The organism is Enterococcus massiliensis (assembly GCF_001050095.1).
Classification (GTDB): domain Bacteria; phylum Bacillota; class Bacilli; order Lactobacillales; family Enterococcaceae; genus Enterococcus_C; species Enterococcus_C songbeiensis.
On the sequence record NZ_CVRN01000003.1, the window covers coordinates 112,726 to 133,090 of the forward strand.

22 protein-coding genes, 1 tRNA gene and 1 other annotated feature are annotated in these 20,365 nt (G+C 39.1%); of the genes, 4 read left to right on the top strand and 19 right to left on the bottom strand.

What is annotated here, in order from left to right:
* Positions 1-40 precede the first annotated feature (40 nt).
* The 12 genes from BN1875_RS01025 to BN1875_RS01080 all read right to left on the bottom strand — a co-directional run bounded on the left by BN1875_RS01025 (position 41) and on the right by BN1875_RS01080 (position 10,891).
* Positions 41-760 (bottom strand): YebC/PmpR family DNA-binding transcriptional regulator, encoded by a 720-nt coding sequence (locus BN1875_RS01025; protein ID WP_048603021.1) that lies wholly within the window; start codon positions 758-760, stop codon positions 41-43.
* Between the two features lie 97 nt (positions 761-857).
* Positions 858-2,021 carry a nucleotidyltransferase gene (locus BN1875_RS01030; RefSeq protein ID WP_048603022.1) on the bottom strand — a complete coding sequence of 388 codons (1,164 nt, stop codon included), beginning with the start codon at positions 2,019-2,021 and terminating at the stop codon, positions 858-860.
* A gap of 201 nt (positions 2,022-2,222) precedes the next feature.
* The gene (locus BN1875_RS01035) at positions 2,223-3,344 is read right to left on the bottom strand and encodes an IS4 family transposase (protein ID WP_048603023.1); all 1,122 of its coding nucleotides are present in this window, start codon (positions 3,342-3,344) and stop codon (positions 2,223-2,225) included.
* Between the two features lie 168 nt (positions 3,345-3,512).
* Positions 3,513-4,952 carry a glycoside hydrolase family 1 protein gene (locus tag BN1875_RS01040; protein ID WP_048603024.1) on the bottom strand — a complete coding sequence of 480 codons (1,440 nt, stop codon included), beginning with the start codon at positions 4,950-4,952 and terminating at the stop codon, positions 3,513-3,515.
* Positions 4,953-5,143: 191 nt separating this feature from the next.
* Positions 5,144-5,878, bottom strand: coding sequence for a class I SAM-dependent DNA methyltransferase (locus tag BN1875_RS01045; protein WP_048603025.1), 735 nt, complete (start codon positions 5,876-5,878; stop codon positions 5,144-5,146).
* Between the two features lies 1 nt (position 5,879).
* A complete protein-coding gene (rsfS, locus tag BN1875_RS01050) occupies positions 5,880-6,221 on the bottom strand; it encodes a ribosome silencing factor (protein WP_048603026.1) in 342 nt (113 codons plus the stop codon).
* 461 nt (positions 6,222-6,682) lie between these two features.
* A complete protein-coding gene (yqeK, locus tag BN1875_RS01055) occupies positions 6,683-7,273 on the bottom strand; it encodes a bis(5'-nucleosyl)-tetraphosphatase (symmetrical) YqeK (protein WP_048603027.1) in 591 nt (196 codons plus the stop codon).
* Positions 7,263-7,904: a nicotinate-nucleotide adenylyltransferase gene (locus BN1875_RS01060; RefSeq protein WP_048603028.1), complete on the bottom strand. Its 642-nt coding sequence runs from the start codon at positions 7,902-7,904 to the stop codon at positions 7,263-7,265. Before BN1875_RS01060 ends, yqeK begins: the two co-directional genes overlap by 11 nt.
* Before the next feature lie 17 nt (positions 7,905-7,921).
* Entirely contained in the window at positions 7,922-8,233 is a 312-nt protein-coding gene (gene yhbY / locus BN1875_RS01065) for a ribosome assembly RNA-binding protein YhbY (protein WP_048603029.1), read from the bottom strand.
* 14 nt (positions 8,234-8,247) lie between these two features.
* Positions 8,248-9,357, bottom strand: coding sequence for a ribosome biogenesis GTPase YqeH (yqeH, locus tag BN1875_RS01070; protein ID WP_048603030.1), 1,110 nt, complete (start codon positions 9,355-9,357; stop codon positions 8,248-8,250).
* Positions 9,350-9,880: a YqeG family HAD IIIA-type phosphatase gene (locus BN1875_RS01075; RefSeq protein ID WP_048603031.1), complete on the bottom strand. Its 531-nt coding sequence runs from the start codon at positions 9,878-9,880 to the stop codon at positions 9,350-9,352. Before BN1875_RS01075 ends, yqeH begins: the two co-directional genes overlap by 8 nt.
* A gap of 108 nt (positions 9,881-9,988) precedes the next feature.
* Positions 9,989-10,891, bottom strand: a complete 903-nt coding sequence (locus BN1875_RS01080; RefSeq protein WP_048603032.1) for an Rgg/GadR/MutR family transcriptional regulator — start codon at positions 10,889-10,891, stop codon at positions 9,989-9,991.
* Positions 10,892-10,978: 87 nt separating this feature from the next.
* On the opposite strand from BN1875_RS01080, the gene BN1875_RS01085 reads away from it, so the two are divergent.
* Positions 10,979-12,571, top strand: coding sequence for an ABC transporter ATP-binding protein (locus tag BN1875_RS01085; protein ID WP_048603033.1), 1,593 nt, complete (start codon positions 10,979-10,981; stop codon positions 12,569-12,571).
* 70 nt (positions 12,572-12,641) lie between these two features.
* Here BN1875_RS01085 and BN1875_RS01090 read toward each other — a convergent pair whose 3' ends face one another.
* Positions 12,642-13,091 carry a VOC family protein gene (locus BN1875_RS01090; protein WP_048603034.1) on the bottom strand — a complete coding sequence of 150 codons (450 nt, stop codon included), beginning with the start codon at positions 13,089-13,091 and terminating at the stop codon, positions 12,642-12,644.
* 269 nt (positions 13,092-13,360) lie between these two features.
* Positions 13,361-14,488: a 5-methyltetrahydropteroyltriglutamate--homocysteine S-methyltransferase gene (locus BN1875_RS01095; protein WP_048603035.1), complete on the bottom strand. Its 1,128-nt coding sequence runs from the start codon at positions 14,486-14,488 to the stop codon at positions 13,361-13,363.
* Positions 14,489-14,548: 60 nt separating this feature from the next.
* Positions 14,549-14,783: a binding site (T-box leader), on the bottom strand.
* 463 nt (positions 14,784-15,246) lie between these two features.
* On the opposite strand from BN1875_RS01095, the gene BN1875_RS01100 reads away from it, so the two are divergent.
* The 3 genes from BN1875_RS01100 to BN1875_RS01105 all read left to right on the top strand — a co-directional run bounded on the left by BN1875_RS01100 (position 15,247) and on the right by BN1875_RS01105 (position 16,143).
* A tRNA-Gly gene (locus BN1875_RS01100) sits at positions 15,247-15,317 on the top strand.
* A gap of 138 nt (positions 15,318-15,455) precedes the next feature.
* Positions 15,456-15,587, top strand: a complete 132-nt coding sequence (locus BN1875_RS13870; RefSeq protein ID WP_261795772.1) for a hypothetical protein — start codon at positions 15,456-15,458, stop codon at positions 15,585-15,587.
* A 304-nt stretch (positions 15,588-15,891) separates the two neighbouring features.
* Positions 15,892-16,143: a hypothetical protein gene (locus tag BN1875_RS01105; protein ID WP_048603036.1), complete on the top strand. Its 252-nt coding sequence runs from the start codon at positions 15,892-15,894 to the stop codon at positions 16,141-16,143.
* 49 nt (positions 16,144-16,192) lie between these two features.
* Here the strand turns inward: BN1875_RS01105 and BN1875_RS01110 are convergent, their stop codons facing one another.
* From BN1875_RS01110 to accD, 5 genes are all read right to left on the bottom strand, one after another.
* Complete coding sequence (locus BN1875_RS01110) at positions 16,193-16,927, bottom strand: amino acid ABC transporter ATP-binding protein (protein ID WP_048603037.1); 735 nt, start codon at positions 16,925-16,927, stop codon at positions 16,193-16,195.
* Positions 16,928-16,939: 12 nt separating this feature from the next.
* Positions 16,940-17,629, bottom strand: a complete 690-nt coding sequence (locus tag BN1875_RS01115; RefSeq protein ID WP_048603038.1) for an amino acid ABC transporter permease — start codon at positions 17,627-17,629, stop codon at positions 16,940-16,942.
* Between the two features lie 15 nt (positions 17,630-17,644).
* On the bottom strand, positions 17,645-18,484 hold the full coding sequence (locus BN1875_RS01120) for a transporter substrate-binding domain-containing protein (protein ID WP_048603039.1): 840 nt from the start codon (positions 18,482-18,484) through the stop codon (positions 17,645-17,647).
* A gap of 230 nt (positions 18,485-18,714) precedes the next feature.
* On the bottom strand, positions 18,715-19,500 hold the full coding sequence (locus BN1875_RS01125) for an acetyl-CoA carboxylase carboxyl transferase subunit alpha (protein ID WP_048603040.1): 786 nt from the start codon (positions 19,498-19,500) through the stop codon (positions 18,715-18,717).
* On the bottom strand, positions 19,497-20,363 hold the full coding sequence (gene accD / locus BN1875_RS01130; RefSeq protein ID WP_048603041.1) for an acetyl-CoA carboxylase, carboxyltransferase subunit beta: 867 nt from the start codon (positions 20,361-20,363) through the stop codon (positions 19,497-19,499). Before accD ends, BN1875_RS01125 begins: the two co-directional genes overlap by 4 nt.
* Between the last annotated feature and the right edge of the window lie 2 nt (positions 20,364-20,365).

Below are 20,365 nucleotides of genomic sequence, written 5' to 3' on the forward strand. Positions count from 1 at the left end.
TGACCTCGTTTCTGTCATCCAGAACGAGGTCAGCGTTTTTTTAGTCGTCTAACTCGACATTGTGATAAATGTTTTGAACATCTTCTAAATCTTCCAAAACATCTATCATTTTTTCAAATTTTTCTAAATCGTCACCGGATAGTTGTACTTCATTTTGCGGAATCATTTGGATTTCAGCAATTGAAAATTTGGTGATACCTTTTTCTTTTAAGGCTTCTTGGATGCTGTTAAAATCTGTTGGTTCACCGTATACGATGATTTGCCCTTCTTCATCGATCACATCTCGAACATCGATTTCTTTTTCCATTAAATATTCTAAAATTTCATCGGCATCATTTCCGGCAAAGCCAAAAATCGCTGTGTTATCAAACATATAGGAAACGGCGCCAGAAACACCCATATTTCCGCCATTTTTACCAAATGCTGCCCGAACATCTGCCGCTGTACGATTGACATTGTTTGTCAATGTATCCACAATAACCATCGAGCCATTTGGTCCAAAACCTTCATAGCGCAATTCTGAATATTGCTCATCGCCAGAACCCTTCGCTTTTTCAATTGCACGATCAATGATATGTCTTGGTACATTATAGGTTTTCGCACGTTCGATAACGAACCGTAATTTTTGGTTCGCGTGTGGGTCAGGATCACCTGATTTCGCTGCCGCATAAATTTCGATTCCAAATTTTGCATAAATTCGGCTGTTGTTTGCATCTTTAGCAGTCTTTTTTGCTACGATATTTGCCCATTTACGACCCATAGTCTCACTTCGCTTTCTAATTTTTGTGCCTCTGACGAAAAAACGTCCTCGTCCATTATACTTGTCAATCCCGCTCCTGTGAAGTAGTTTTCCAAAACTATTTTAAAAGCCTCCAAGGATGCCGACCAAAATTTTGTTCTTTGATTCCAGTCGCTCCCAATTGATAGATTTGATCACTTCGAATCATCAGTGAAGCAACTGCTTCCTCTTTTTTACCGATTTTAGAAAAGTACGGCAAGCTGCTTTTCTTTTTTCTTTCAGTCAAAAAAGCCTGACCATTTTTCGTAAAACCTAATATATGAAGGTATTGCTTTTGCCACTGTTCCTCTAAATCTGTCTGCTTTAAATTTAACAACAAGGAACAAAGCAGCCGTTGGATTCGGGCCTGGGTATACCGCTTGGTTTTTAGTTTGGTAACTAATTCTTCAAAATTATCTGCTTCTTGAATCACTTTTTTTAGTCGGAATTCTAATCCATCCACCATTTGATAAATTTCCCGCAATTCCGTCAGAGTGCTGGAAAGAATACGATACTGCAACAGGGGCCAGTAATTTTCCCAAGTCACCGTGTGCGATTTCAATCCCGCTGCCGTTTGCTCTGGAACATAAGCAGTCACCGAATGATGATTTCCAACTGCTTGGCGAATAGCAGTAGCACTGGCAATGGTTTGGGTCAATTCCGTTGAATGATAACCGGCACCTTCGCGTTTTACAGAAAAAAGCTGCATCGGATTAGGATACTTCGCATTTGCCTGTGCATAGCTTAATCCTAGGATATGATTTGGCTGGTTGGTGCCCACCTGCAATGGAGGATAAATTTCTTGCAAAACAGTCATCATTTTCTGAGGATAGGTTAGGCTGGGATCTGTGATTTTTTGAAAAGCCAGATCAATTTTCTCTTGATTTTCTAAAACAAACCTGCCAAAAGCTTGATAATCAAAAAAAGTCTCTTGATCTGTGCCAAAACATAAAAATTCACAGCCCAGCGCCTGCAATAATCCAATGGCACCTCTTGCAAAAAGATCTGCCGGCTGCATGGACCATTCGACAGGTAATTCGATCACCAGATCCACACCATTTTGCAACGCCGCATTTGCTCGCTGCCATTTATCTATAATTGCCGGCTCTCCCCGTTGCAAAAAATTCCCACTCATCACTGCGACAACAACATCTGCGCCGGTCAGCTCTCGTGCTTTTTTTGCGTGATAGGAATGACCATTATGAAAAGGATTGTATTCGACGATGATCCCGCATGCTTTCACATTTTTGCCTCCCTTTTTTTCTTTATTTTAACAGATTTATTCCTACTAGTGTTGCATAGATAATATCAGAATAGTCTGAAAATTAATTCTCGTTAAAAATTGCCAAAAAGTCGAGTGCTTACGCAACGGATGACTATTTTTCCAGAAATTACACGTTTATTCAAATGAAAACTAAGAGAGACGACGATAAAACAATGAGAATCAACCTGATCTATGAAGTTCCAACCAACTTTCAGCTGGCTCGAACATCAGATAATGAAAGGATCTTTTCAACTGAAAGAGTGTCGCTGTCGTTTCAAGTTCAATCTTCACCATATAGGTTAGAAGGGATGCAATAAGGGTAAGTATCACTTGATTTATTGCACCTTGTTCACTTCGTGAATAAAGATGTTTGATGGTTAGATTCTGTTTCAAATGCTTAAAGAAAAGTTCAATATGCCAGCGTGCCTGATACATGTCTGCTACTTCATTTGGCGTGACATCAAACCGATTGGTTACAATTCGTAATAGTTTTTGCCCGTTTGTTAGTACAGTGACTAATCTGAATCGTTCAGTGACATGATTGACACCACCACCTAGAATGACGTGCTGATCACTAATAATTTTACCATCCGTTGTTTCAGGTTTAGTCACATCAATTTGATCTAGAATAGTGATTTTAGTATTACCCTTTATTCTTGTCACAAAGAAATAGCCATCTCCATGCAGTTTATCCAGTAATTTGTAATCGAAGTAACCCCGGTCAACGACATAAGTTGCTTCTGTCTTATCAGCTAACACTTCGAACTGTGTACGATCGTGTTCACTAGCGTTTGTGATGGTGAAGCTTTCTGGATATTGATTGTTCTCATCGAGGTAACAGAGATTCAGATGAAGTTTGATTCCAGACTTCGTCTGGCGAAACTTAGCCCAGGGAAACCATGCTTTGTTTAGTGGAATTGTTGTTGAATCAATGATTTGTAGGCTTGTTGTCTTTGAACTGGGTCTTTGTTGGGATATTTTTTTTACCAATTGCGTGAAAATCTCCATCAAAACGTTTTGATCAATTTTTGCAGTTTTACGAGACAGCGAGCTGTAGCATAGTGACTCAATGCCCACTTCTTTGCATAATCGTTGATCTAAAAAAGCACGATTGATTTCTCGATAGCTGGGTAAGTCCTCATAAACTGCGTGAAGAAGGATCTTTAAAGCTGATCTAAAATCTAGTTTCTTACTGTAATAATCGAATGTTTGAATTGAATTTTTGGCATTCTCAGATAAATTATCAAGATTTATTGAAGAAAGCCATTTCTGAAATGATGTTTTTAAGTTATACTTATCCATACGTAGGTCCTTTTTATTGGTCTTGGATAAGTCATCCAAGAGTAGTATAAAGGATTTTTTTGTGCGTGAATAGCTTTAAATCAAGGATTTTACAAGTTAGTATTTCTTTGCAACACTAGTGATTTATTCCATAAAAAAAGAGAGCCTTGAATAGACTCTCCAAAAAAATTAATCTAAGTTTTCTCCATTTGATGCAATGACACGTTGATACCAATAGTAACTATCTTTCTTGTAACGATTCAAGCTGCCTTCTTGTGTTTCATCTTGATCCACATAAACGAAACCATACCGTTTTTGGTATCCATTCAACCAACTTAATAAATCTGTATAGGACCATGTGCAATAGCCCAAAACTTGACAACCGTCAGCAATCGCATCAGAAATAGCTGCCACATGATTCCGTAAATACTTGATTCGGTAGTCATCATGAACTTGGTGGTCCTCAGTAATTTTATCAAATTCTCCCAACCCGTTTTCCGTAATTAAAACAGGTAGACGGTACCGACTGGTGATTCGACGCAATGCAATACGAATTCCCATTGGATCAATTTCCCAATCCCAGTTTGTACGATCAACAAATGGATTTTGAACCTTTTTGTATAAACCAGGAACGCCAGATTCTTTTGAAGAACCTTTTTTTCCAGATGTGTTCATTTCCCCTTGACCGACACCATCTAAAGGATTGAATTGATTTGTGGCACTTTGATAATAGTTCATTCCCATAAAGTCAGGTTTGCCTGCTTTCAACAATGCCGCATCTTCCGGTAAAACCTCCGGAGCGATTCCATGTTTTTCCAAATAGTCCATCACAACGATGGGATATTCTCCTCTTGCATAAACATCCATCCAGAAATTTGCCATGAATTCTTCTGCATTTTCTGCGGCTAATACATTTTTAGGATCACTATCAAAAGAATAATTAGGTGTATAGGCAAAACTTGGACCAATTTGTCCCGGCATTTTCATTTCATGAAATTTTTTGATAACCGCTGCATTCGCCAAATTTGCATGATGATTTGCTTGATACATGCGTTTTTGATCACTGACACCTGGGGGATGAACCGCCAGCATATAGCCTAATTGAATGAATACGTTTTGTTCATTCAAGCTCACCCAATAATGAACTTTTCCTTTAAAGGTCTCAAATAAAACGGTTGCATAGTTCACAAAGTCCTCAACGATTTCACGAGATTCCCAACCTCCATAGGCTTCTTGTAACGCAAGTGGAAGATCCCAGTGATAAATCGTTAATAACGGTTCGATTCCGTTTGCAATCAATTCATCTACTAAGCGAACATAAAAATCAAGTCCAGCCTGATTGATTTCTCCACGTCCTTCTGGAAAAATCCGTGTCCAAGCAACGGAAAAACGATAGGATTTCAATCCTTGTTCTTTCATCAAGCGAATGTCTTCTTCAAAACGATGGTAATGATCTACTGCTAAATCGCCGTTCGTTCCTTTAAACGTTTTACCGGGAATTCGTACAAATTCATCCCAAACGGATTTTCCTTTGCCGTCTTCGTCCCAAGCACCTTCAACTTGATACGCGGCGGAAGCTGATCCCCACAGAAAATCAGCAGGAAAGTTTGTTTTATGTGTGTTTTCCAAAAAATTCTCCTCCTTTTTGGTGAAAAGAAATTCACAGTCTTTTCTTTCCATACATCTATATTTTATCACTTTTTCTGACAAATGTGAAAACGCTTTGTCCTTTTTCTAATTTTTTTCTGTTATCACCGCTGTAACCTACTTATCAAAATCCAAGTATATAAAAAAAAGACACAAATCAAAAAGATTCATGTCTATTTTTGACAAACAAAAAACCAACGCCGACTCACTTCATTCAGCGGCGAATCAGTAAAATCTGCAAAAGTTTGCACCTGCTGAAAGCCAGCATTTTCCAACATTCGTAAATAAACCTCCAGTGGATAGGTCCGTTCCTTATGCAATTCATCTTGTCGCGAAAAATGATTACTTCCCTCTTCGTCTGCAACAAAAAAAGTCAAGAAATGCTCAATGCTGTTTTCATGTTCGCCAGCATAGCTGTCCCACAAAAACGCAAACTCATCTGTTTGATAGTGGTAGCTGTATTCCGGAAAAACATCATTAATCTGATAAAGGGAATGGACGTCGAAAAGAAAGATTCCGCCATCTTCTAAAACCTGGTACACTTCATCAAAAACTTGCTGAACATCTTGTTCATCTGCCATATAGCACAGAGAATCAGAAAAACAGGTCACTGCCTCATACTGACCAATCTCAGATAAATCAAGCATATCTCCCTCAACAAATTGAATCGAAACATCTGCATCGATTGCCCGATTGCTGGCGATCATCAGCATTTCCTCAGACAAATCAAGCGCGGTTACTTGATACGCTTCTTTTGCAAAAGCCACTGCCAATGCACCTGTTCCGCAAGCCAATTCAAGGATTTCTTTTTTTCCTTGCAAATGACGTTTAGAAAATGCCAGCCATTTTTCATACAAGCTGGCATCCATCACTTCGTCATACACGAAGGCAAATGTTTCGTAAGCCATTTTATTCCACGATCCAATCGTTGACGCTCACTAATGGCGCATCTGCCCAAAGTTTTTCAAGATTATAAAAGGCACGTTCTGAATTACTGAAAACATGGACGATAACATCTCCCAAGTCGATTAAGACCCACTTGGCACCATCTTTTCCTTCGATACGTTTTACTTCAACCTGTTGCTCTTCTTCCTTATCAACTACCTCGTCAATAATCGCATTGATTTGACGTTCGCTGTTTGCTGAACAGATGACGAAATAATCGGCTAATAACGAAATTCCTCTGACATCTAAAGCAAGAATATCCTCAGCACGTTTGGAATCTGCCGCCCGAACAGCGACTTCTAAAATTTTCTGACTATCTATGATAATTCCCTCCTTGTTCGTTTTAATGTATTAAATTTTCCTTTAGAAAATTTAGTCTTATTCTCTCGCCCTATCCCCATTCCACTAAGCCTCTCGTTACAAGTGGAACTGGCATCCTTGGTCCTTTTAATGTATTAAATTTTCCTTTAGAAAATTTAGTTTTATTCTCTCGCCCTATCTCCATTCCACTAAGCCTCTCGTTACAAGTGGAACTGGCATCCTTGGTCCTTTTAATGTATTAAATTTTCCTTTAGAAAATTTAGTCTTATTCTCTCGCCCTATCCCCATTCCACTAAGCCTCTCGTTACAAGTGGAACTGGCATCCTTGGTCCTTTTAATGTATTAAATTTTCTTTTAGAAAATTTAGTTTTATTCTCTCGCCCTATCTCCATTCCACTAAGCCTCTCGTTACAAGTGGAACTGGCATCCTTGGTCTTTTTAATATATTAAATTTTCTTTGCTACCCAGCGGTTATAGGTTTCGATGGTTTTGGGGTAAATGGGTTTGTCTTGTTCAATTAGATGACTCAATGTGTGTTTCGTTTCAAAAGCAACTGCACTATCCAAATCTACTAATGCCAATTCTCGTGCTGCTTCAACACCAGGAAAATCTCGACCTGGTTCAATGTAATCTGCCACATAAAGAATTTTGTCAAGCAGACTCATTTCCGCTGCACCCGTTGTGTGAACCCGAATGGCCTGTAAAATTTCAGGATCATCAATAGCCAACTCTCGTTGAACAAAATCTGCACCCACGACACCATGCCAAATTGCATTTCCCCAATGAAGCAAATCAAGGTCGAATCCGTCACGACGAATCACTAATTGAAATTCTTCGTCAGGGCGTTCCTTTGCATAATCGTGAACCAATCCGGCAATGCTTGCCTGCTCTGGTGAACAACCATATTTTTCAGCTAAGGCAATCGCCGTTTCTTCGACGCCCAAAACATGTTTAAATCGCCGTTCACTCATCCGCATTTGAACTTTTTGCATCAAGAGTTCCCGATCAAGCGATGTATATTTTCCGCTATAATTCATCCAGATACAACCTCTTTTCTTGAATATAGTGTAGCACATTCTCTGGTAGGAAGTATCGAACCGAGCATCCTTGAGCGATTCTTTTTCGTATCATGGAAGAGCTAATATCCATCAACGGAGCATCTACCCAAATGACGGGGTATTCACTTTCAGCCGGGAAATCAGGACGTTTGACCCCAACAAAACGAACCAATTGAACTAATTCATCAATCCGGTACCATTCTGGAAGATAAGCAACCATATCCCCGCCGATAATAAAATAATAATCAGTATCGGGATTTTTTTCCGTCAGCTCTTTCATTGTATCGTAAGTGTAACTGATTCCTTTTCGTTCTAGTTCAATCGTTTCCACTGCCAACAAAGGATTATCTGCAACAGCCAGCTCCAGCATGTTTAACCGATGCGTTGCTGAAATCGTCGTTTTTCCATCCTTATGTGGCGGTAAATATTCCGGCATAAGATAAACTTTTTCCAAACCTAGGGACTGGCCGACCTGATCGGCTAAAATCAAGTGAGTGGTGTGAACTGGGTTGAAATTTCCACCAAGAATCCCCACTTGCTTGCGTTTTTGGATTGTTTCCAATTCCGGTTGAACCAAGGTTGCAGTTCCCACAAGTGATTTTGCCTGCATGTTCTTTCCCTCCGTTTTTAAATCGAACGAACTTCTCTTGACAACTTTTGGTACTTTTCTTTCGTAGAGGGTTTAAATAAAACCAGCACACGACCAATAATTTGTACCACGTCGCAACGAATTTCTTTTTGTAACGTTTCTGCAACCTCATCTGCGACTTCTTCTGTATTTTGCAACAAAGATATTTTGATTAATTCTCTTTTTTCAAGTGCTTCTTCAATTTGTTTAATCATCGCCTCATTGACTCCACCTTTACCAACTTGGAAAATTGGTTGCAGATGATGCGCTTGACTACGCAAAAAGCGTTTTTGTTTTCCTCTAAGTTCCATAACGTTCCTTCTTTCTAAATTAAAGCTTTTCTACGCAAGACATCGACACCTTTTGGCGCCCAACCAGCAACCACACAGGGGGTCGTAACGGTGACCCAGCCAAGACCAGCAAAAACGATGTCGGTTTTTGCTTTCACTGCAAATTCAAAACGAACCAGTTCGGGAAAATCAGCCACTTCATCTGGGCGTGGCGGCTGCAATAAGCCTCCCACGTGCTTGTCATAAAATTCGTCTGCCTTCGCTAATTTTGTGCGATGAATCTCCACATCGTTGGCGACATATGCGATAAAGGAACTTTTTTCCCCCTGAATGAAATCAAATCGAGCTAATCCACCTAAAAAGAGTGTTTGCTCTGCCTGAAGTTGATAAACTTTTGGTTTGATTTCTTTGTGGGGCGCGATAATTTTGAGATCCTTCTTGCCAAGATAATGTGCCATTTGATGCCGGTGAATAATTCCCGGTGTATCAATTAAAAAGTGGCCGTCATCCAACGGAATCTCAATTTTATCCAACGTCGTGCCGGGAAATCTTGAAGTGGTGATCAATTCTTTGATCCCAGCCGTATGTTGAATGATTTGATTGATCAAGGTTGATTTTCCAACGTTTGTCACACCCACGACATAGACGTCTCGATTTTCCCGATATTTTTCAATCATATCCAATAGTTTTTGCATGTATTTTGCATTTTTTCCACTAGTCAGCATGACATCTACTGGACGCAAGCCTGATGCATGCGCTTGTTCCCGCATCCATTGGGTCAATTTCCCCGGTTTTAAAGATTTTGGCAAAATATCGACTTTATTGCCGACAAGTAACACGGGGTTGTTCCCAACAAACCGATGAAGTCCCGGAATCAATGATCCGTTAAAATCAAAAATATCCACGACATTCACGATCAACGCATCCTTTTGCCCTAATTCATTCAATAATCGCAAAAAATCATCATCTGTCAAAGAAACATCTTGGATTTCATTGTAGTGCCGCAGACGAAAACATCTTTGACAATACACTTCTCCAGTCGCTAATCCTTTTTCAAGTGCCGATTGTGGTGTGAAGCCGGGTTTTTCCGGATCTTCTGTTTGAATCACCGCACCACAGCCTACACAATGGATTGCTTCACTCACCTAAATCACCTCGCCATTTCATATCTGAATGTTCTTTCAATAACTGTTTCATTACTCTTCGCTCCATAAAGCGATTGATTCGTGTGTTCCATGCATCTGTTTCAATCAGCGGTTTTACCAAAATACTGCGTACACCTGCGCGATTGGCTCCGCGAATATCCGTCATTAATTGATCTCCCACCATCACAACCTCATCTTTTGACATTTGCAGCCGCTCATGTCCGATACGAATGCCTCGGGAAAAAGGTTTTAATGCGCGAGAAACATAGCCTAGATCCAATGCTTGGATGGCCCGCTCCACACGACTGGCTTTATTATTGGAAACCACGATTACAGGAATCTCCGCCTGTTTCATAGTTTGCAGCCATTGCCGCAATTCATCCGTACCATCAGGATTGTTCCATGCAATCAAGGTATTGTCCAAATCCGTCAGGACCGCTTTGATTCCATGTTTTCGTAATTGTTCGGGAGTCAAATCATAGATAGCATTGACCATCCATGTTGGTTTGTACTTTGCAAACATAGTGTCTCCTTTGTTCAAAAAATGAAGGAGTACAAAAACGTACTCCTCAAGCCGAAATTATACTATAAAATTGCGGAAAATACTAGGTTTACACAAAGGTCCGCTTTTTTACGAAAAAAGACTTAGATTGAGGGTCAACATTTTAAAATTCGGTTCCTCATGAGAAGTACGCCATTGTTGAATTTGATTTTGAAATTGCTTTAAGCGTTCTTTTTGTCTAAAAATTCGACAAACAGACAATGCTTGATCAAAATATTGATCTCCCACCATCACCTGTTGCTCCTTATAGCACAAAACACCCTTATTGTATAAATAATCGATTTGAGGAAACAATAAATCCACTTTTTTTCCTAAAGCCTCTCCTGTCAGTTGCAGAATTTCCCGCGCATAACTGATTTTGTTTCGATAAATAAAGACTTGAAACAAATTGTACAGGATATCAAAATACAAGCGCTGTGTCTGAGGCAATGCCAAATAAGAATTTGCTTTTTTGATGACTCCTTTTGAAAAACGATAGAGTTCTTCTGGTTCGAAAAGAAAACTAAAAATCGAAAACAAGCGTAATTCCATTTCACCCCAATCATCTACCTGATGGAGATAGCGAACAACTCGGGTATCCGATCCAATGAAATCATTGTCTTCATTCAACGCAAGAATATATTGAATAAAATCTCCAAGAAAAAGCGGCCAACTATAGGCAGAAGTGCTTCGTTGATGAAGCTCGTTCATTAGCAGAATACTCTTTTCCTTTTGATTTTGATTCAAGAACGTTTCCATTCGTTTTACGTCCAACTGATAATGATCTTTAATCGTTTCTTTTTGAACAAAGCGAAATTCCTCAATAGAGACATTGATATTTTCCAGACAATGAAAAAACTGATCCACCGTCAGCATCGTCTTATTGTTTTCAAATCGGGAAAGCTGTGCCGCGCTAATACTAGAAGCTGCTGCCTCCTTCAAAGTGATTCGTTTGTTTTTTCGCAATTGCTGAAACGTCTCGCCAAAGTTCATCTGCCATCCTCTTTTTACATATATGTAATTTATTGTGTTTCCTTTATTTTAACCCGCTATGCTAGAAACATCAAGGAGGGACATTCAATGAAAAGAATTTTACGGTTATTTTGGAAGGAAAATTTCGTCGTCGGCTTATTTTTATTAGGAGAAGCCTCGGCACAAACCGCTGCTACTTTGAGCATTGCTAAAGTTTTCAATGCAATCATTGCCTTGAATCAACAACTTTTTTTCCGCACAATTTTTGAGGTGTTGGCAGCATTCACACTATTTTTGATTCTGGTTTTTTTCCGTGTTCGCTGGAAAACAACAGTCATTCAAAAAATGATCAATTACCTGCGTTTGGAAATCACTGACCGCTTGACTGGAACCAGCTATGGAGATTTTCATAAAGAAAAAGTTGGGACTTACGCTTCATGGCTGACTAACGATATCAATACCATTGAAAAGAGTTTTGACAGCTTTTACCAAGTTACCAGCGGAATGATCGCAACCGTCGTTTCCTTTTTCGCTTTATTTTCTTTTCACTGGTCATTGGTTTTATTGACTTTTGTTGAAAGTGTCGCACTATTGCTTCTGCCAAAAATTTTTGAAAAAGAAATGAAACACCGCTATCTTACTGTGGCAACTAAAAGTGAAGTTTTTTTAAGTCAAGTATCAGACTACCTCAGCGGCTTTGACACCCTCTATGTCTTTCATCGCCTCCCATTTATTCATAAAAAGGTTGCTGAAGCCATTGCCCCTTTACAAGAAAGCAAAATCATGCAAGGAAACACCACCGCAAAAGTTGCGGTGACCGGCGGTATCGGCAATGTTATCGGTCAAGTTTCAATTCTTGCATTGACAGGTCTTTTAGTTATTCGAAAAGCTCTAACACCAGGTTCGGTCGCAGCTACCGGAAATTTTGCCTCCACGATTTTTAATACTTTAGGCAATTTGAATAACTACATTTCAGAAATTCAGGGGACCGCCCCTTTGTTTGATAAATATTTGAACGTTGCATCATTTGATGAAACTCCAGCAGCCGATTATCAACTGACACAAGGTATCCAACTAACCAATCTTTCTTACGGCTATCAAAAGGAACAACCCATTTTCACTAACCTTTCTTATACGTTTGAACAAAATAAAAAATACTCCGTCGTAGGTGCCAGCGGTTCGGGAAAAAGCACGCTATTAAATATTTTGAATGGTAAAATTCGTGGATACCAAGGCTCTGTCACCATTGGGAACTCAGAATTAGCAAAGCTTGCCACCAATCAAATCTATCAGGATATTTTGTACATTGATCAAGTGCCTTACATCTTTACTGGAACCATCCGAGAAAATCTGGTCTTGGATGAGCATTTCTCCGAGGAAGAGATTAAACACGCCTTAGAAGAAGCTGATTTATGGGAGTTGGTTCAGACCCAAGAAAAAGGCCTGGATCAATTTATCGGTGAAAACGGTAGATTGTTTTCCGGTGGTCAAAAGCAGCGTCTCGCACTAGCTCGAGGATTTTTACGGCAGAAAAAAATTATTTTGGTCGATGAAGGAACCGCAAATCTTGATCGCACGAGTGCAGAAAAAATTGAAAACCTGCTGCTGGATAAACCTGAATTGACAGTCATCATGATCACCCATCACTTATCCGCCGCTATTGCTCAACGATTGGACGGGGTCCTGCGCTTAACCGACTAATCAAACGACTAAAGTTTTTTGAAATCAAAAAAATCCCACATTACAGTCGAAGTAGTGTGGGATCGTTTTTCTAAAATTGTGACCATGGTTGGGCATGCAACATCCAGTTGATACCATACTTATCTTTAAATTGACCAAGTTTTCCTCCCCAGAATTGATTTTCATAAGGTAAAACAACGGTAACTTCATTTGATTTTGTCAATCCTTCATAAAAATCATCTGCCGCTTTCATACTTTCAGGATCTTCACTATTTACACTGATCATGAGGGTGATTTGTCCTGTCGGATTTGTGTCGGCGCCAAAAGAATCTCCTGCTTGGATCTCTACACCCAAAACACTGAAAGTTGCATGAACTGTAATCGTATCTAAATCGGTGTTTTCAGGAATCCCCATTTGACTTGCTTGTTCTGCTGTCGGCGACAAGCGATAAATGTCCGTTGCTCCAAAAACATTTTCATAATACGCAAGTGCTTCTTTCGCATTGTCAAATGCGATGGAAGGAAATAAACGTGTTTCCATATGCGTTTGCTCCTTTGCATTTTTTATGATACAGCATAATTAAACATGAAAACTGTATAAAACACAATTATTTCCTCTCCTTACAAACGAAGGATTTTTATTTTTTTCGATAAAAAAACACCGCCAATTGAACGGTTGGCGGCATAATCTATCTTGTAAAGCGTTTCGTTTTAAGGAGTAAAAGCTTTACTAAATGATAATGATTATCACTTAGTAAATTAAAAATACTATATTTCCCGAGAAATAGCAAGAAAAAAGTGGATTCTTTTCTACCAAACTTCTTTTGCGATTTCTTGTAATAAAGTGATTTTTTTCCACTGATCTTCTTCTGCTACTTTATTGCCTTCCTCGGTGGAAGCAAAACCACATTGCGGACTGATACTCAAATTTTCAAGAGGAACAAATGCTGCTGCTTCCTGAATCCGTGCTTTGATTTCTTCAGGATTTTCCAATTGTGGAAATTTTGAAGTAACTAACCCCAAAACAACTTTGCTTCCATTATTTGACCAATGGCGCAATGGCGAGAAGTCACCGGCACGTTCTGAATCGTATTCTAAGAAAAAACCATCATAATTGGTTGCAAATAATTCTGCAGCGATTGGTTCATATCCACCCGAAAATAACCATGAAGAAGCATGATTTCCTCGACAGATATGCGTGGTGACTGTCAAATCTTCCGGTTTATCGGCTAATGCTTGATTGATAATTTTTGTACAGATAGCAGCGATTTCTGAAGCGTTGATTCCTTTTTCCTGCAATTCTTTTTGTTTCGTCGCATCCGCCAAAAAAGCCCAATTGGTATCATCAAATTGTAAATAACGACAGCCAGCTGCATAAAATGCATGAAGCGCATCTTGATAGGTTTTAGCCAAATCTTCGTAAAAAACAGTCAGGTCTGGATAAATAGCAGCGATTCTGGAAGAACCATCATTTGCGAGCAATTCTTGGCGTAAAATCATCGTTGGACTGGGAATCGTTGCTTTCGCAAAATAGCCTTCCTCCGTTTCAACTACTTCTTTCAGAAAACGAAAATCAGCTAAAAATGGATGATGTTCATTAAAGGAAATGCGATCAATCACGCGAATATTGTATGAGGGTGCTGCTTTTCCATGAAAATGTTGATTGTATCCGGTCTCTGGTACGTAACCTTCCACTCCATTTAAATTTTCTAAAAAATCAATATGCCAGAATCCACGACGAAATTCACCATCCGTGATTCCTTTTAAGCCAGCTTCTTTTTCTTTTTTCACTAATGAACGAATGGCTTCATCTTCGACCGCCCGCAATTCCGCCGCAGAAATCACGCCTTCTGAGGCTTTTTTTCGTGCTTCCTTCAATTTTTTAGGACGTAAGAAACTTCCTACGTGATCGACTGTAAATGGTATTTTTTTGCTCATATTTTCCACTCTTTTCTTAAATTTTTTTAATAAAAAAATCCCTTTACCGGCGAATGCCAGTAAAAGGACGAATGATCGTGTTACCACCTTTATTTAGAAAGATTGCTCTTTCCCTCAGCCCGACGTCATCATGAATGAGATCGGCGGTCCTTTTAACGGTGGACAATCCGTTTTTGACTACATATCGCCAAAAATTCCTCAAAGGCCATTTTCAACTTGCCACACCTAACCCTTCACACCAACCAGAGTCTCTCTGAAACAGCTTTAAGCTTACTTTCCTTATCAACGGAGAATTATTTTGTTGAATATAAGATTAGCACTTTCTATTTTTTTGTCAATGGTTTTTTAATCAAATTTTTTATTTTTTCTCCCTACTGTCGGCTCAAACAAAAAAACACCATCAACGTCGTTTCATCCGTTGACAGTGCTTGATCAATAGACTCATCAAAAACGAGCATGGCCTATACTTATAAAGGTACTGTAATTGAAAATAGACAAAAATGCAACCAATATGCTTTACGCCTTGATAAGTACAATTCAAAAGAAAAAATCGCCAACACAATTTGTTAGCGATTTTTTCAAAATAAATAGCTTTGTATTGAAAAGATTTAAAAAGGAGTTAGGTTTGTTCATTCAAAATGATAGCGCTTTATCATTTTGATGGCTTAAATATAACGTATTATTTTTGAAAATGCAAGCAGAAAATTAAAATTTCTCTTGTTTCTTTTTAGAAAAAGCCGTATACTTTATCTTGTTCCGCGGGTGTAGTTTAGTGGTAAAACAGAAGCTTCCCAAGCTTCCGTCGCGAGTTCGATTCTCGTCACCCGCTTATCTTATAAGTCTTGATTTATCAAGGCTTTTTCTTTTACCCTAAATTTATTCCCGTTAGTAACCATCTGCAAATAGCATTAAAAAAAGATGAACCCTCGCATCTTTTTGATAGACTATTCTAGTTTGGAGGCAAATTATGGAAAATATTCGGATAACAACTAAAGCCGACTATTTTGAAATAGTGAATTTTCTTGAAAAAAAGACAAAATATGTTAAATTATTACGTCTTCTCGATGACCAAGAATCTACTATTATTCTTAATAAATAGAGATATTTACTGGTAACAGAAAAAACTTTTTTAATGACTTACGAAAAATTGACTCTTTTTTCTATAATCATTTTGATGTTGTTTTAGGTAGCAGTGTTGATACTACAGAATTTGGCTACATGAACATAGCCTTTTTTGATTTGAATGGAAAACTCCTTTTTTACACTAGCACTCATGAAGGATTGGCATGGATTGAGAACGAATTTCTATTGTAAGCATAGCCCCACCTTCTTAAAACCCCGTTGTATCCCCACAAAAATGTGCTAAGATAGAAGGAGAAAATTTTGAGTAAGGAGAATGAATGATGCAATTTCACGAAGACTTGAATGAACTGATTGTTGAGCTTTTTGCCGATATTGAAGATATCGGAGATGAAGAAATCTGGGCTTTTTATGAAGAAAAAGACGGAGAACAGCTCTTTACCGATTATCGTTACAAAAATGACCCCGCAGAAAAAATGCCGAAGGGTTCCCTTGGCGAAAAAGTAATGGCGATCACTGCAAAAGAATTGCTGCCTCTTTTACGAAAACAAAAACATCAACATCCGAATTTTTAAAAAAACCTGTAGGAAAACGGCCTCTTGGCTATTTTCCTACAGGTTTTTTCTATAATATTTTCGACAAAAAATCAATCGTCCGTGGATTTTGTGCATGCTGAAAGATGTCTTCCGGTGTTCCTTCTTCCATGATGATTCCTTCATCCATAAAGAGCACACGATCTCCAACTTCTTTGGCAAATCCCATTTCATGGGTAACAATGACCATCGTCATACCGTCTTTTGCCAACTGCTGCATAACTGAAAGGACCTCCCCTACCATTTCCGGATCTAACGCCGAAGTCGGTTCATCAAACAACATAACATCCGGCTGCATCGCCAATGCTCGTGCAATCGCGATCCGCTGTTTCTGTCCCCCAGAAAGCGATTGAGGATAGGCATCGCTTTTTTCACTCAAACCAACTTTTTCTAAAAGCTGCTCCCCAAAAGCCATAGCTGTCTCTTTGGATTCTTTTTTTACTTTAACAGGAGATAAAATCAAGTTATCCATGACTGTCATATTAGGAAAAAGATTAAAATTTTGAAAAACCATTCCCATTTTCTCTCGCATTTTGTAAATGTCATTTTTCTTATCGGTAATATCTGTACCTTCAAAATAAATATTACCTTGAGTTGGTACCTCTAAAAGATTTAGACAGCGGAGAAAGGTACTTTTTCCTGAGCCAGATGGTCCGATGATTACCACGACTTCCCCTTTTTTAATCTCTGAATTGATTCCTTTTAATACTTGATTTTTCTTAAATGATTTATGCAGATTTTCTACTTTAATCAATGCTTCCGACATCTTATATTCCCCCTATCTTTGGTATCCTTTACCCATTTTTTCTTCCCATAAAGCCAGTAAACGGCCCGTGAAGAAGGTCAGGATAAAGTAAATGATAGCGGCAATATACAATGGTTCTAACGGAATATACGAATTGGTGATAACGATTTGCGCACTGCTCAATAATTCGTAAATTCCAATTGTTGAAAGTAGGGAAGAATCTTTGATCAGGGTGATAAATTCATTTCCCATTGAAGGAAGAATATTTCGCAATGCTTGCGGTAAAATCACGTAACGCATCGCCTGCATTGGACGCAAACCCAGAGATTCTGCTGCTTCTTTTTGCCCTGCTTCAACGGAAATAATCCCACCCCGAACGATTTCTGCTACATAGGCGCCAGAGTTCATTGAAATCACAATAATTCCGGGAATCAACCGACTAAAATCGACATCTAAAACACCGATAGCTACCGTTGGCGCACTGATGATTCCTTGCAAAAGTCCAAAACCAATCAAAATTTGGATCAACATCGGTGTACAACGAATAATTTCAATATAAATATTGGCAAACCAACGCAAAGGAGACACGCTGGAAAGTTTCAGCAAAGCCATTACGACTCCGATAATCGTTCCAAAAATGATAGTAACCACTGAAATGATAATGGTAACGACTGTTCCTGAAAGAAAATAAGGGAAAAAATCTGGTAAAAAGGAAAAATTCATTTGTCTGACCTCAATCTATTTTTCGGCATTTTTATTTGCTAGCTCGATATTTTTTTGAACAAATTCTTCCATTTTGCCAGAATCGTTCAATTCTTTGATTACATCATTAATTTCTGATTTTAATTCGCCGCTGTCTTTTGGCAAGGCGATTGCATACGCTTCGTCTTCGCTGGATTTCAAGTCAACTTCTGCAAACTGCAAATCCGGGTTTTGGTCAATATAAGAAGCACCAACTGTTTCTTCAACGACGAGCGCATCGATCGAGCCTTGGTTTAATTCAATGATTAGATTAGGAACTTTCGCAACAGAAACGATCTGTGCATCAGCAATCTGTGTCTTGGCTACATCTTCTTGAACAGAGCCTTTTTGTGCACCGATTTTTTTGCCACTCAAACTTTCAATCGAAGTAAAGGTTGCGGCATTTTTCTTGTTGATAACAATTTTTTGTGGTGGATTGTAGTAATTATCTGAAAAGTCGAAGGATTCCTTACGTTCCGGTGTAGCAGAAATTCCCGAAATCGCAATATCCACTTTTCCCTGTTGCAGAGAACTTAATACTGCATTGAATTCCATATCCATAAACTCAACATCAACATCTAATTTTTCGGCGATTGCATTGGCTAAATCAATATCTGCCCCGACAATTTTATCTTTGCCGTCAGACATCGTATGAAATTCAAAAGGAGCAAAATCTGCAGATAATCCAACTTTCAGTACTCCCGCATCTTTGATTGCAGCAACTGCTTTGTCTTGTGTATCTGAATCCTTTGATGCTTTTTCGTTATTTCCGCCACCACAAGCACCCAGTAAGAAAACTAATGCTAATGACGCAACCCCTGTTAAAATCTTTTTCATAAAATCCGCTCCTCATTATTCATTTTTTATACAATATATTTCTTTTTTATGAGATTGTATACATATTACCACAGTTTTTTTGACTTTTCATCCATTTTTTGAAAGTTTTTTGAAATTTTATTTACTTTTCTCGTGAAAATCGCTAGTTTATTGAATATTCCCAGCAAAAACGGCTATAAGAAACAAAAAAAGACCAAAAGCTGGATGCTTTGGTCCTTCTACTTTTACGATTAAAATTTACGAAAACGCTGATAACGTGCTTCTAACCTTTCGGATTCCGTCAGTTGGCAAAGTTCTTGTAATTTGTCGATCAATGCTTTGCGAAGCATGTGATTGATTTTTTCCATTTCAATTGGTTCGCCATTTAAAGTTTCGGGAATGACTTTATCAATTACCTTTAAATCAAACAATTCTTTTGCAGTAATTTTCATCAATTCCGCAGCTTCTTTTGCACGGCTGCCATCTTTCCATAGGATTGAGGCAAAGCCTTCTGGTGACAAAATAGCATAAATTGATTGCTCCATCATCCATACTTCGTCGCCAAGAGCTAAGGCAAGCGCACCACCGCTACCGCCTTCACCAATAATGATGGCGATGATTGGCACCTTCAAATCAGACATTTCCAAAAGATTACGGGCAATCGCCTCGCCTTCGCCTCTTTCTTCTGCCCCAACACCGCAAAAAGCGCCTGCGGTATTGATAAAGGTAATCACCGGCCGGCCAAATTTTTCGGCTTGCTTCATTAAACGTAAGGCTTTTCGATATCCTTCTGGATGAGGAGAACCAAAATTTCTTCGTAGATTCTCCTGCAGATTTTTGCCTTTTTGAATGCCGATGACTGTCACTGGCTTTTCGTCTAAACATGCAATACCACCAACTACCGCCTCGTCATCTCCAAAAAGTCGATCCCCATGTAGCTCTTGGAAATTCTCAAAAATCAACTCAAAATAATCAAGAGCCGTCAAGCGATCTTTTCCCCGCGCTTGTTGCAGAATTTCTGCCGCAGTTTTTTTCATCCCAGCGACCACCCTTCCATCGTATGAAGTGTCAATAATTGATAAATACGTTCCTTCATTTCTTTTCTTGGAACAATTTGGTCAACGAAGCCGTGTTTTTTCAAAAATTCCGCCTTTTGAAAGTCCTCTGGCAACTCCTGCTTGATAGTTTCTTCAATCACTCGCCGTCCGGCAAACCCAATCAGGCTTTGGGGCTCTGCTAAAATAATGTCCCCTTCCATTGCAAAACTTGCCGTGACGCCGCCGGTAGTTGGATCAGTTAAAACCGTCAAATAAAACAATCCTGCTTCACTATGTCGCTTGACTGCCGCAGAAATTTTTGCCATCTGCATCAAAGAAAAAATTCCTTCTTGCATTCGGGCGCCTCCGGAAGCGGTAAAAATCACTACTGGCAATCCTTTGGTTGTAGCCCGTTCAAACAAGCGGGTGATTTTTTCTCCTACAACCGTGCCCATGCTTCCCATGATGAAATGAGAATCCATGACACCGATTGCCAAAGGGACGCCATTGATTGTAGCGTTTCCTGTCAATACGGCTTCACTCAGTCCCGTTTTTTCTTGTGTTATGCGAATCTTTTCCAGATAGCCGGGAAAATCAAGCGGGTCGCTCGTCCGACAATCATTATCCCATTCTTCAAAACTTTTTTCATCGATAGTAAGAGCGATTCTTTCCCAAGCACTGATTCGAAAATTGTAACCACAATGGGGGCAGACCTTTTCTGCTCCCATTTCTTTCGTATAAAGCGTGTGTTTGCAACTTGGACATTTCGCCCACATGTTATCTGGAACGAAAGGAGTATTTGCTGGCGTCGCATCCCTATTTGGATTGATGCGAATGTAATTTTTCTTTTTGAATAAGGCCATGT